The organism is Streptacidiphilus jeojiense (assembly GCF_000719095.1).
Classification (GTDB): Bacteria; Actinomycetota; Actinomycetes; order Streptomycetales; family Streptomycetaceae; genus Streptacidiphilus; species Streptacidiphilus jeojiensis.
Window position 1 is genome coordinate 406,111 of the sequence record NZ_JOEH01000001.1, and the last position, 13,097, is coordinate 419,207.

10 protein-coding genes are annotated in these 13,097 nt (G+C 70.5%); 6 read left to right on the forward strand and 4 right to left on the reverse strand.

Annotated elements, in window-relative coordinates:
• Nucleotides 1–27: 27 nt before the first annotated feature.
• Both IF29_RS0101810 and IF29_RS0101815 read right to left on the reverse strand, forming a co-directional pair.
• Nucleotides 28–1,041 carry a LacI family DNA-binding transcriptional regulator gene (locus tag IF29_RS0101810; RefSeq protein WP_030248593.1) on the reverse strand — a complete coding sequence of 338 codons (1,014 nt, stop codon included), beginning with the start codon at nucleotides 1,039–1,041 and terminating at the stop codon, nucleotides 28–30.
• A 48-nt stretch (nucleotides 1,042–1,089) separates the two neighbouring features.
• Nucleotides 1,090–3,171: a glycoside hydrolase family 31 protein gene (locus IF29_RS0101815; protein ID WP_030248595.1), complete on the reverse strand. Its 2,082-nt coding sequence runs from the start codon at nucleotides 3,169–3,171 to the stop codon at nucleotides 1,090–1,092.
• 271 nt (nucleotides 3,172–3,442) lie between these two features.
• Between IF29_RS0101815 and IF29_RS0101820 the strand changes: the two genes are divergently transcribed.
• The 3 genes from IF29_RS0101820 (at nucleotide 3,443) to IF29_RS0101830 (ending at nucleotide 6,564) form a co-directional block, all read left to right on the forward strand.
• Entirely contained in the window at nucleotides 3,443–4,705 is a 1,263-nt protein-coding gene (locus tag IF29_RS0101820) for a sugar ABC transporter substrate-binding protein (protein WP_030248597.1), read from the forward strand.
• A gap of 63 nt (nucleotides 4,706–4,768) precedes the next feature.
• The gene (locus tag IF29_RS0101825) at nucleotides 4,769–5,749 is read left to right on the forward strand and encodes a carbohydrate ABC transporter permease (protein WP_030248598.1); all 981 of its coding nucleotides are present in this window, start codon (nucleotides 4,769–4,771) and stop codon (nucleotides 5,747–5,749) included.
• Entirely contained in the window at nucleotides 5,746–6,564 is an 819-nt protein-coding gene (locus IF29_RS0101830) for a carbohydrate ABC transporter permease (RefSeq protein WP_030248600.1), read from the forward strand. The genes IF29_RS0101825 and IF29_RS0101830 overlap by 4 nt, the downstream gene beginning before the upstream one ends.
• Nucleotides 6,565–6,577: 13 nt before the next feature.
• On the opposite strand, the gene IF29_RS0101835 is transcribed toward IF29_RS0101830, so the two are convergent.
• Entirely contained in the window at nucleotides 6,578–6,958 is a 381-nt protein-coding gene (locus IF29_RS0101835) for a DUF7144 family membrane protein (RefSeq protein ID WP_157623524.1), read from the reverse strand.
• Nucleotides 6,959–7,369: 411 nt separating this feature from the next.
• On the opposite strand from IF29_RS0101835, the gene IF29_RS45770 reads away from it, so the two are divergent.
• Together IF29_RS45770 and IF29_RS41480 are read left to right on the forward strand one after the other, a co-directional pair.
• Nucleotides 7,370–9,292, forward strand: a complete 1,923-nt coding sequence (locus tag IF29_RS45770; protein WP_051724759.1) for a carbohydrate binding domain-containing protein — start codon at nucleotides 7,370–7,372, stop codon at nucleotides 9,290–9,292.
• A gap of 380 nt (nucleotides 9,293–9,672) precedes the next feature.
• Complete coding sequence (locus tag IF29_RS41480; RefSeq protein ID WP_030248605.1) at nucleotides 9,673–11,166, forward strand: arabinofuranosidase catalytic domain-containing protein; 1,494 nt, start codon at nucleotides 9,673–9,675, stop codon at nucleotides 11,164–11,166.
• A 55-nt stretch (nucleotides 11,167–11,221) separates the two neighbouring features.
• Here the strand turns inward: IF29_RS41480 and IF29_RS0101850 are convergent, their stop codons facing one another.
• A complete protein-coding gene (locus IF29_RS0101850; protein WP_030248606.1) occupies nucleotides 11,222–12,109 on the reverse strand; it encodes a LysR family transcriptional regulator in 888 nt (295 codons plus the stop codon).
• Between the two features lie 126 nt (nucleotides 12,110–12,235).
• On the opposite strand from IF29_RS0101850, the gene IF29_RS0101855 reads away from it, so the two are divergent.
• A complete protein-coding gene (locus IF29_RS0101855) occupies nucleotides 12,236–13,096 on the forward strand; it encodes an aldo/keto reductase (RefSeq protein WP_030248608.1) in 861 nt (286 codons plus the stop codon).
• The last annotated feature ends 1 nt before the right edge of the window (nucleotide 13,097 follow it).

Below are 13,097 nucleotides of genomic sequence, written 5' to 3' on the forward strand. Positions count from 1 at the left end.
CCCCCCAGCCCGGCCCCGCCCCCCCGGCTACCGCCGCAGCGGCGGGCCCGCGCTGCCGCGCCGGTTCAGGTGCGGTTCCAGCAGCGTGGACACCGGCTGGTCGGTGCCGCTGATGAGTCCGACCAGGCGTTCGAAGGCCAGCCGCCCGAGCTCGGCGGCGGGCAGCGCGACGTCCGAGACGGCCGGGAGCAGGTGCTGGGCCTGGTCGTCGGGGCAGATCGCGACGACCGACATGTCACCGGGCACCCGCCGGCCGAGCTGCCGCAGCCGGTCCAGGACGAAGGGCAGCGCGAGCTCGTTGTAGACGATCAGCGCCGACAGCTCCGGGTCCTGCCCGAACAGCTCCTCGATGGCCTCGGCCACCCCGGCCGGGTTGGGCTGCGCCGGGATCCAGGTCGGATTCAGCCCGCGGTCGGTCAGCTCCTGCAGCACGCCGTCGCGGGCGCGCAGCGCGAACCCGGCCTGGCGGGCGAAGGTGTCGGCGGGCTGGGCCAGCATGCCGATGTGACGGTGGCCCAGGTCGTGCAGGTGCTGGACGCACATGGCACCGGCGGCGGCGAAGTCGAAGTCCACATGGACCAGGCTCTCCGCGTCGTCGGGCGTGCCGATCAGCACCGCGGGCCGGTCCAGCGCCCGCAGCACCGGCACCCGGGGGTCGTTGACCTGGATCTCCATCACGATGACGCCGTCGACCATGGCGCTGTTGACCACGTTGTTGATCTCGGCGACGCCGTCCTCGGCGGTCAGCAGCAGCAGGTTGTACCCCTGCGCTCGCGCCGCGTGCAGGACCGCGAAGACGAACTGCATCTGGACGCTGCTCTGACCGTCCGCGAACATCGGCAGCACCATGGCGACCACATTGGTGCTCTGCCGCCGGATCGAGCGGGCGCCGGCGTGCGGGCGGAAGCCGAGTTCGGCGATGCTCTCCTCGACCCGGCGCCGGGTCTCGGCGGAGATCGGCCGGTTGCCGCTGAGCACGTAGGACACGGTGCTGGGCGAGACCCCGGCCCGCCGCGCCACATCGACCAGCCTTACCGGCACTGCGCCTCCATCGGGTGAGAGACCATTGACTTTACCCGTCCGCCCGGTCTAGCCGAGCTCGGCGGCGAGGATCGGAAGGCTTGCGCCGTCGCGCAGGAACAGCGGTATCCGCTCCAGCGGCGCCGGGCAGCGGTGGGTGCGTCCGGCGGCGAAGGACCGGCCGGTCCAGGCACAGGTCCAGTCGGCGCCCGCCGGCAGATAGACCTCGCGGCTCTCGGCACCCGCCTCCAGCACCGGGGCGACCAGCAGGTCCGGGCCCAGCAGGAACTGGTCCGCGACCTCCCAGGCCCGGGCGTCCTCGGGGAACTCCAGGAACAGCGCGCGCATCGGCGGCAGGCCGGCGCGGGCGGCGGTCTCCATCTGCTGCCGCAGGTAGGGGCGCAGCCGTTCGCGCAGGGCGAGGTAGCCGGTCATGACCTCGTAGGCACGCTCGCCGTAGGACCAGACCTCGTTGGGCCCACCGGTGATGTCGCGGCCCAGCGGGGTGCGCGGGGCCCGGTCGCCGTGCATCCGGAACAGCGGGCTGAAGGCGCCGAACTGGAACCAGCGGATCATCACCTCCCGGTAGCCGGGGTCGTCCGGGTCGCCGCCGTGGAAGCCGCCGATGTCGGCGCACCACCAGGGCAGTCCGGACAGGGCGGTGTTGAGTCCGGCGGCGATCTGCCGGCGCAGCGTCGCGAAGTCCACGCCGATGTCACCGGACCACAGCGCGGCACCGTAGCGCTGGCTGCCGGCCCAGGCCGAGCGGGAGAAGCTCATCCCGTCGTGGCCCGGGCCCGAGCCCGGGCCCGGGCCCGCGGCCGCCCCTGCGGTCAGTCCCTCCCAGAAGGCGCGGGCGTGCTCGCGCGGGTACAGATTGCCGACCTCGGCGCCGTTGCCGGCCCAGAAGCGCAGGTTGGCGTGGTGCAGCGGCACGATCTCCGGTTCGCAGGCGTCCAGCCAGAAGACGTTGATGCCCAGGTCGGCGTAGTTGCGCCTGATCGTGTCCCAGAGGAAGGCCCGGGCCTGCGGGTTGGTGGCGTCGTAGAAGGCCACCGGGGTCGGGACCGGTGACGGCTTGTCGATGAACCGGGTGTGGGTGGGCAGCCCGGACTCGGTGCCGATGAGCAGCCCCTGCTCGCTGAGCTGCTGCCAGTTCTCGCTGACCGGGTTCACCGAGGGCCACACCGAGACCATCAACTTGACGCCCATGGCGTCGAGTTCGGCGACCATCTGCTTGGGGTCGGGCCAGTCCGCCTCGTCGAAGCGCCAGTCCCCGAGGCTGGGCCAGTGGTAGAAGTCGGCCACGATCACCGACAGCGGGAGGCCGCGGCTGCGGTGCTCGCGGGCGACCGCGAGCAGTTCCTCCTGGGTGCGGTAGCGCAGTTTGGACTGCCAGAAACCGGTGGCCCACTCGGGCAGGACCGGGCTGTGGCCGGTCGCGTCGGCGTAGTTGGTCAGGATCCCGGCCGGCGTGGGTGCGGTGGTGAACCAGTAGTCGATCTGCCGGGCCTGGTGCGCGATCCAGCGGGTGCCGCCGGCGGCCAGTTCGACGGCGCCCACGGCGGGGTTGTTCCACAGCAGGCCGTAGCCGCGGCTGGAGAGCAGGAACGGGATGCTGACCTCGGTGTTGCGCTGGACCAGGTCGATCACGGCGCCCTTCTGGTCGAGCAGCCCGTGCTGGTGCTGTCCCAGTCCGTAGATCCGCTCGTCCTCGTAGGCCGCGAACAGCTGCTCGATGCGGTAGCGGCCGGCGCCCAGCGGGCTGAAGCCGCGCGGGCCGGGCCACCAGAAGTGGGCCGGCCGCTCGGCGAGGAGCTCCTCGCCCCGCGCGTCCAGGAACCGCACCACCCCGGCCGGGGTGACCTCCACCCGCAGCCCGCCGTGGAACAGCACCGCGGGCGGCCCCTGGATCCCGACGGCCGCGCCGATGGAGGCCTCGGCGGAACGGGTCACCGAACCGGGCGGCGGCAGCTCGACGACCGGGCGTACGCCGGGCGGTGCGGCCAGCAGTGCCCCGGGCAGGTCCTCCAGCAGGACGCCGACCCCGGAGCGGACCCGCACGCTGTCGACACCCCAGGGCTCGATCCGGACGAACTGCTCGCTGTCGCGCCATTCGAGACCGCCGTCGACTTCGCGGAACACGCTCATGCCCCGTCCTCCCTGTTCATGGACCCGGGCACCGAGACGCCACAGGTCTGCCCGCCGGATGTTAATCGAATTGATTCGATGATCGCTAGAGGCAATCGTCCCCGAGCACCGGACCCTCCCCCATCGCCGGTCATCACGTCAAGTGCACCCGTCAGCAGGGAGACTCTGGCGAAGTGCGGTTACCGGCGAGCCACGGAAACGAAACCTCCCATTGACAACCCCTCCCGCTCGCGCTTCGATACGTCGAAACGTTTCCGCGAAAGGGGCAGCCATGAACGCAGCTAGGAAATCCGGGAGTCCCAGCAGATCTCCGCGCCGAGGCCTGGCGCTGACCATGGCCGCCGGTGTGGCCCTGACCGCCGGCGCCTGCAGCTCCGGCGCGGCCACCGGCAGCGCGCCCGCCGGACCGCTCACGCTCACCGCGACGGACTACTACACCTCCGAGCCGATGCACAGCGCGGTGGGATCGATCCTGACCAGCTGCGCGGCGAGCACCGGTGTGAAGGTCACCCATGTCAGCGTGGCCAACCCGCAGCTGATGCCCAAGGCGCTCCAGCAGCTGTCCTCGCACACGCTGCCGGACCTGCTGATGCTGGACAACCCGAGCCTGCAGCAGATCGCCCAGACCGGCGCGCTGGTCCCGCTCGACACCGCGGGCGTGGACCTGTCCGGCGTCTACCCCTCGATCCTCTCGGCGGGCAGCTACCAGGGCAAGGTCTACGGACTGGCCCCGGGGGTGAACTCGATCGCCCTGTTCTACAACAAGGACATGCTGAGCGCGGCGGGCATCAAGCCCCCCACCACCTGGGCCGAACTGACCGCGGACGCGGCGAAGCTGACCACCCCCAAGCGCTACGGCTTCGCGATGTCGGCGGACAACGACGGCGAGGGCGCCTGGCAGTACCTGCCCTTCTTCTGGTCCAACGGCGGGGACCTGCAGCACCTGGACGCGGCGCCCTCGGTCCAGTCGCTGCAGCTGGTCAGCGGCCTGGTCAAGAGCGGTTCGATGTCCAAGTCGGTGGTGACCTGGGCGCAGAGCGACGTGAACGACCAGTTCATCGCCGGCAAGGCGGCCATGATGATCAACGGGCCGTGGCAGTTCCCGACCCTGGACGCCGCGAAGGGCCTGCACTACGGGGTCGCCCCGATCCCGGTCCCGACGGCGGGTGCCGCAGTCAAGGTGCCGCTGGGCGGCGAGGTGTGGACCGTGCCGGTGACCTCCTCGGCCAAGGAGAAGGCCGCCGCGAAGGTGCTGGCCTGCATGAACACCGGCGCCAACCAGGTCGCCCTCGCCAAGGCGGCCGGCTACGTCCCCTCGCTGCAGTCGGCCGCCGCCCAGGTCGCCAAGGACACCCCGGCGCTGGCGCCGTTCGTCACCGAGGTCTCCACCGCGCTGTCCCGCACCGCGGTGGTCGGCACCAAGTACCCGGCCATCGCCACCGCGCTGGAGACCGCGATGCAGTCGGCGCTGACCGGCGCGGCCAGCCCGCAGGCGGCGCTGACGACCGCTCAGTCCGCGGCGACCAAGGGCTGACCCGGCGCGTCCGGCCCGGTCGCGCACCCCACCACGGCGGAACTACGGCGGAGGAACAGCAGGATGACCCAGGTCTCGACGATTCCCGGCGCCAGGGCGGCCGGGTCCATGCGGGCCGGAGGACCGGCCGGCGGCCCACGACGGCGCCGCCGCCAGGAGCGGCTGGCCCAGTGGCTGTTCCTGGCGCCCGCCCTGCTGTACCTGCTCGCGTTCTTCGGCTACCCGATCGCCAGGAACGTGGTGATGGGCTTCCAGGACTACAGCACCGCCAGCCTCTACACCGGACAGGCCCCCTTCACCGGCTGGTCCAACTACCAGGCGGTCTTCACCTCCGGACTGTTCACGAAACTGGTGCTCAACACCGCGCTGTTCACCGTCGCCTCGATGCTGGGGCAGTTCGTGATCGGGATGGCGCTGGCACTGTTCTTCAACCGCCGCTTCCCGCTCAACGGCGTGATCCGGGCGCTGCTGCTCCTGCCCTGGCTGCTGCCGATGGTCGCCTCGGCCACGGTGTGGCGGTGGATGCTCGGGCAGGACACCGGCATCGTCAACCGGATCCTGGAGGGCCTGCACCTGGCCCCGGCCGGCGGGGTGCCCTGGCTGTCCAGCGTCAGCGTCGCCCTGGTCTCGGTCACCCTGGTCAACATCTGGGTCGGCATCCCCTTCAACCTGGCGATCCTCTACAGCGGCCTCAAGGAGATCCCGCCCGAGCTGTACGAGGCGGCCGCGCTGGACGGCGTGGGTCCGTGGAGCCGCTTCCGCTACATCACCTGGCCGCTGCTGCGGCCGGTGGTCACCGTGGTGGTCGTGCTCGGGTTCATCTACACCGTCAAGGTCATCGACATCATCCTGGTGGTCACCGGCGGCGGGCCGGCCGACGCCAGCCAGACCCTGGCCGTGCAGTCCTACCAGCTGTCGTTCAAGACGTTCCTGTTCGGCCAGGGCGCGGCCATGGGCAATGTGCTGATCCTGGTCTCCCTGCTGTTCGCGCTGGTCTACCTGCGCTTCAACCGCCGGGCGATCCTCACGGAGGGCGAGTCATGAAGACCCCGTCGACCACGCGCAGCCGTCTCTCCACGGTGCTGGCGCTGCTGATCCTCGCCGTGCTGCTGTTCCCGGTGTACTGGATGGTCAACGCGTCCCTGCAGAGCGACGCGACCTCGTTCACCACCGCCTGGTTCCCCTGGCACCCCAGCCTGTCCGGATACCGCCAGGCACTGGCGGACCAGGGCGGGCACCTGCTGGTCAGCCTGCTGCTGGCACTGGGCGCCACGGCCGTCGCCGTCGCGGTGGCCACCCCCGCGGCCTACGCGCTGGCGAAGTTCCGGCTGCCGGGCCGCGGATGGATCGTCCTGGCGACCCTGGTCACCCAGATGATCCCGGGCATCGTCATCGCCAACGCCCTCTACGGCACCTACAACACCCTGCACCTGCTCAACTCGCTGCCCGGCCTGATCCTGGCCGACGCTTCGCTGGGCATCCCCTTCTCGATCCTGCTGATGCGCTCCTTCATGGCCAACGTCCCCGGCGAGATCATCGAGGCCGCACGCGTCGACGGGGCGGGGAGGCTGCGCACCTTCTGGTCGGTGGTGGTGCCGATCTGCCGCAACGGCATCGTGACCGCCGCCCTGTTCAGCTTCCTGTTCGCCTGGAGCGACTTCCTGTTCGCGCTGACGCTGACCTCGTCGGGCACGGTCACCCCGATCACGCTGGGCATCTACCAGTACCTCGGCGCCCAGACCGAGCAGTGGAGCCCGGTGATGGCCAGCGCCGTGCTGGCCTGCCTGCCGTCCACGGTGCTGCTGGTGCTGGCCCAGCGCTTCATCGCCTCGGGCATCACCGGCGGCGCGGTGAAGTAGCCCGCGGCGGTCCTCAGCGGCGGTCCTGCGGTCCCCAGTCCGGTTCGCTCGCGTGCATCAGCAGCGCCCAGAGGATCACCACGTCCAGGGTGATCGCGATCAGCGCCCAGGCCGGGTAGTAGGGCAGGAAGATGAACTGCAGGGCCATGGTGGTGGCGGCGAAGAGCACCCCGGCCCACCGGGCCCACACCATCCCGCCCAGCAGGCACACGGCGATGACGACCAGGGCCACCCCGAACAGCAGGTGGATCCAGCCCCACGCCGAGACGTTGAACCGGTAGGCGTAGTGCAGGACGTTGGCGTAGGGAACGTTCTTGGCGATCGCGGCGGCGCCCTGCAGGATGCTGAGGACCCCGCTGACGGCCATGACCACCGCGGCGAACACAACGCCCACGGGAGCGGAAGCGCCTCCGCGGGGTGCCCGCGAAGCGGGACTGGCGCCTGTCTGGTTGTGCGACGGCTGCTGGGCTGTCATCAGAGATCTCCGCTGCTCGGCCTCGCGCGAGGGCTGGACTCCGCACCGCGGTACTCCGCTCCGATCGCCTCGACGGTCCGACGGCGCACTTCCATGGTCGGCCGCCCCGGCCACCGCTGCCACCCGAGTGCCTGCCGGGGCCCGTGTCGCCGCCCGGCTTAAGGGAGTCCTAGCGACAACTCATGGCGTGGTCTAGACCCTTGACGGCCTAATAGGTCTAGGCCATTGTTCGGGACATACCTGCTTTTGTCAGGTGCACAGCCGCTGCCGTCCCCCCGCCGGCGGCGCGGCGCCGTGCCGACCGTCATGTCGCCCCCAGGAGGCAGCACAGTGCATCACCGCAGGAGAAACCGGGCACTCGCCGCGCTGACGGCAGTCGCTCTCGTCCCGCTCGGCCTCGGCCTGCTGGGCCGCAGCGCCAGTGCCGCCGCCACCAATCTGCTCACCAACGCCGGCTTCGAGACCGGGACGCTGTCCGGCTGGACCTGCGACACCGGCACCGCCTCGGTGGTCGGCTCCCCGGTGCACTCGGGCACCCATGCGCTGTCCGGGGTGCCGACGTCGTCCGCTGACGCCCAGTGCACCCAGACCGTCGCGGTGCTGCCCAACTCGACGTACACGCTGTCGGCCTACGTCGAGGGCCCCTACGTCTACCTCGGCGCCAACGGCTCCAGCTCCACCTGGACGCCGTCCGCGACCAGCTGGCAGCAGCTCAGCACCACGTTCACCACCGGCGCCGCGACCACCTCGATCACCGTCTACCTGCACGGCTGGTACGGGCAGGGCGGCTACACGGCCGACGACGTGGTGCTCACCGGCCCCGGCGGCGGGGCGACCCCGACGCCCAGCGCCAGTGCGTCGGCCAGCGCCTCGGCCAGCCCCACGCCGAGCGCCAGTCCCACCGCGAGTTCGAGCCCGACCAGCAGCCCCACTCCGACACCCACCGCCACCGGGGGCACCGGCGGCACGGCCGCCTGGCACCCGAACTACCTGTCGATCGGGTCGGTCTACACCCCCGGCAGCACCGTCGACGCGTTCTTCACCACGCTCAAGTCGCACGGCAAGCTGCCGGACTACGGGTACGAGTACCTGATCGGCGGCGACTTCGCCAACTGGGCCACGACCACGACCACCATGGTCACCCACTCCGAGCAGTTCGGGATGACCCCGGTCCTGGTCGACTACGGCATGAACGGCAACATCGACGGCACCAGCGTCGACTACACCAACATGCAGAACGCGAGCTGGCTGACCACCTACTTCCAGGCCCTCAAGTCCGCGGCCCAGGCCGCGCAGGCCGCCGCTCCCGGCAAGCCGGTCGGCTGGGTGATCGAGCCGGACATGCTCGGCTACCTGCAGCAGAACTACGCGGCGCAGTACAACAACGACGCCGCCCAGTTCCCGGCCGCCACCAACGCCGCGTACTCCTCCGGCGTGCTGTCCAGCGGCAGCGACCCGGCCTTCGGCAACAACCTCAAGGGCCTGGTCCAGGCGATCAACTACGCCGTCAAGAAGTACGACCCGACCGCCTTCGTCGGCTGGCAGGTCAACACCTGGGGCGTCCGCGACGCACTCAAGGACACCGACACCCTGGGCTGGACCGCAGGTCAGCAGTCGGTGGTGAACACCGCCACCCAGGTGGCCGACTTCGTGAAGACGGCGGCCATCAACTACGACGCCGACTTCACCGCGTTCGACCAGTGGGGACAGGACTTCGGCATCCTGAACGACCCGAACCCGGCGGGCGACATCCGCTACCTCAACGACGCGCACTGGACCAACTACCTGCTCTACGTGAAGACCATCCGCCAGTCGCTCGGACTGCCGGCCGTGCTGTGGCAACTGCCGACCGGCCACCTCAACTCGACCCTCACGGCCAGCCCGACCTACTGGAACGCCTCCGGGAAGTTCCCCGCCCTGGACGACGTCTCGGCCAACCGGGACGAGGACTCGGCGGCCACCTTCTTCTACGGGGACTCGTTCACCAGCAGCGGCAACAACCTCGCCTTCTACAGCAGCAACCCGGGCGCCGACCCCAAGGTGACCGTCAGCGGGTCCACCGTCACCTGGGGCTCGCACCTCCCGGAGGCGGCGGCGGACGGCGTGGTGGCCATCCTCTTCGGGGCGGGCACCGGCTCGGGCACCTACGGGGTGCCGGAGATGGTGGGCAGCTACCAGAGCGCCCCCAGCGACTACGACTACTGGGTCACCCGCACCCAGTCCTACCTGGCCGCACCGACCCCGCTGCCCTGACCCCATCGCCCTGACCCCGCTGCACTGATCTGACGGCCCCTCCGCCGGACCCCGGTCCGCCGGAGGGGCCGTCAACTGCTGTGCGCAGCTTGGGATCCAGCTGTGTCGAGGCCTCACCTGGCGCGATGTCAGGTCGGATGTGAGCGCTCACATTTGTTCTGTTGGAAACCTTGACGCAACCAAACGCCGGATCCATAGTGATGGCCATCGCGCCGCCTGCCATGCGCACTACATATCCCCCAGTCGACCACCCCTGCCTGCGGGAGAAATTGTTAACGCTAACATATCCGGCCGCCCTCGGCGGTCCGGCTCGTCGGCGCGGCCCCACCCCACCCAGCAAGGCCCACCGGAACGGAGAGTGGCCCACCGTGGACGTTCGGATGCGAGTTCGGCACCTGAGGAGAGCACTGCTGGCAGCGGGCGCCGCAATGGCGTTCCTGCTCGCCCTGCTGGCCGGCGCGATCAGCACGGCGGGGACGGCGCAGGCCGCCACCTCCCTGCCCTGTGACATCTACGCCGCCGCGGGCACGCCCTGCGTGGCCGCGCACAGCACCGTGCGGGCGCTCTTCGCCGCCTACAGCGGCTCGCTCTACCAGGTCAAGCGGGCCTCCGACAGCACCACCACCGACATCGGCACGCTGACCGCCGGCGGCTACGCCAACGCCGCCGCCCAGGACACCTTCTGCGCCAGTACCACCTGCACCATCACCGAGATCTACGACCAGACCTCCAAGCACAACAACCTCACCATCGAGGAAGCCGGTGGCAACGGCGGTGCCGATGTCGGCGCGATCGCCAACGCGCTGCCGGTGACCGTCGGCGGTCACTCGGTCTACGGCGTCTTCGTCTCGGCCGGGGTCGGCTACCGCAACAACAGCACCAGCGGCGTGCCCACCGGCAGCACCGCCCAGGGCGCCTACATGGTCACCAGCGGCACGCATGTGAACGCCCGCTGCTGCTTCGACTACGGCAACGCGGAGACCTCCGGCGACGACACCGGCAACGGCCACATGGACGCCATCAACTTCGGCACCGAATGCTGGTTCTCGCCCTGCACCGGCTCCGGACCCTGGGTCCAGGCCGACCTGGAGAACGGCCTGTTCGCCGGCGGCAACGGCTCCAACACCGCCAACGCGGGCAACTCCAGCACCTTCGTCACCGCCCTGCTGAAGAACAACGGCACCACCACCTACGCCCTCAAGGGCGGCAACGCCCAGTCCGGATCCCTCACCACCTGGTACAACGGCGCCCTGCCCGACCTGGGCGGCTACACGCCGATGAGCCAGGAGGGCGCCATCGTGCTGGGCACCGGCGGCGACGACAGCAACGGGTCGGACGGCTCCTTCTTCGAGGGCGTGATGACCACCGGCTACCCGACCGACGCGGCCGACAACGCCGTCCAGGCCAACATCGTCTCGGTCGGCTACACCAGCCCGAGCAGCAGCTTCCCGGTCGCCGGGACCGCCTACCGGCTGACCAACACCAACAGCGGCAAGGTGCTGGACGCCGTCAACTGCGGTACTGCCAACGGGACCTCGATCGACCAGTGGGCGTCGCTGGGGAACACCTGCCAGCAGTGGAAGTTCACCAGCCTGGGCAGCAACCGCTACACCATCACCAACGTCAACAGCGGCACCGTCCTGGACTCGGTCAACTGCGGTTCCTCCAACGGGACCTCACTCGACCTCTGGGCCTCGCTCAGCAACCTCTGCCAGGAGTGGAACGTCACCAGGGTCGGCAGCAACTACACCATCTCCAACGTCGGCAACGGCATGGTGATGGACGTGAAGAACTGCGGGACCGCCAACGGCGTCGTGGTCCGGCAGTGGGCCCAGCTCGACAACACCTGCCAGCAGTGGACCATCGCGCCATGACCTTCGCGCCCTGACCGGTAGGTACAGCGCAGTGCACGGCGCCCGCTGAGGGGTCTCAGCGGGCGCCGCGGCCGCGTCGGACCTCGCGCAGCAGCGCCGCCGCGGCCGGGCTGACCGGATCGCCGGTGACCGAGACGGTCTGCCAGGGCGGCAGCGGTCCGGTCGGCCCGGCCAGCGGGAGGAAGCGGACCTGGTCGGTCTTGGCCGCGAAGGACTGCGGGACCAGGGCCACGCCCAGGCCGAAGGCCACCAGGTCCAGCAGCGAGTGCACATCGGTCACCTCCAGGGCGACCCGGCGGTCCACCCCGGCCGCGCCGAGCACCTGGTCGGCCAGGTCGCGGGTGCCCCAGTCCTGGTGGAAGTCGACGAACTGCTCCTGCCCCAGATCGGTCGGCTCGACGGCGGACCGCGTGGCCAGGGGGTGATCGGGGCCGCAGGCCAGTACCAGCGGCTCGTCGGCGAGCGGCTCCACCAGTACGCCCTCGGGGCTGCCGGCCGGGCGGGAGACGAAGGCGAGGTCCAGCCGTCCGGTGCGGACCTCCTCGGTCAGCTCGTTGGACCCGCCCTGGCGCAGCCGGATCTCCAGTCCGGGGTACGCCGCGGAGAACCTGGCGAGCACCGCGGGCAGATGGACCACGTGCAGGCACTGCAGCGAGCCGATGGAGAGGCTGCCGCGGAGCAGGCCCTGGACCGCCGCGACCGCGTCCTTGGCGGCATGGCTCGCCGACAGCGCCCGCCGGGCCTCGACCAGCAGGGCCTGCCCGGCCGGGGTCACCTCGACCGAGCGGGTGCTGCGGAGGAACAGTGCGGCGCCCAACTCCCGTTCCAGCGTGCGGATCGAGGCCGACAGCCCGGACTGGGCCACCTGCAGCCGCTTGGCCGCCCGGGTGAAGTGGCGCTCCTCGGCGACGGCGACGAAGTACTCCAGCTGCCGCAGTTCCATGATTCATCACCCGCAGTGCTCAAAGGGATCAGCAACTTCTGTTGGACAGCTTAATGGCAGTGCCGCAGGCTGTTGGAGAAGCGCAGACAGTCCGTAGCACGCGCAAGACTCCCAGGAGGATCCTCCATGCAGGCTCGCAGCATCGGTGACGTCCGGGTCGGCGCGATCGGCCTCGGCGGGATGCCGATGTCGATCGAGGGACGGCCCGACGAGGAGCGCTCGGTGGCGACGATCCACGCCGCCCTCGACGCCGGCGTCACCCTGATCGACACCGCCGACGCCTACCACCTCACCGCCACCGACGTCGGCCACAACGAGACCCTGATCGCCCGTGCGGTGGCCGGCTACGGCGGCGACACCTCGGAGGTGCTGATCGCGACCAAGGGCGGCCACCTGCGCCCCGGCGACGGCTCCTGGACCCAGAACGGTTCGCCGGAGTACCTGAAGCGGGCCTGCGACGCCTCGCTGAAGCGGCTCGGGGTCGAGGCGATCGGCCTCTACCAGTTCCACCGCCCCGACCCGACGGTCCCCTACGCCGACTCGGTGGGCGCGATCCGCGACCTGCTGGACGCCGGGAAGATCCGCTACGCCGGGATCTCCAACGCGAACCCCGAGCAGATCCGGCTGGCCAACGAGATCCTGGGCGGACGCCTGATCAGCGTGCAGAACCAGTTCTCGCCGGCGTTCCGCTCCAGCGAACCGGAGTTGGAGCTGTGCGCGGAGCTGGGCATCGCCTTCCTGCCCTGGAGCCCGCTCGGCGGCATCAGCAACGCGGGCCGGCTGGGGTCGCGGTTCGCCGCCTTCCAGCAGGTCGCGCAGGACCACGGGGTGAGCCCGCAGCAGGTCTGCCTGGCCTGGATGCTCGCCAAGGCGCCGGTGGTGATCCCGATCCCGGGTTCCTCGCGCCCCGAGACGATCCGCGACTCCGTCGCGTCGGCGGAACTGGAGCTATCCGCCGACGAGTTCAGCCGCCTCGACGCGGCCTGAG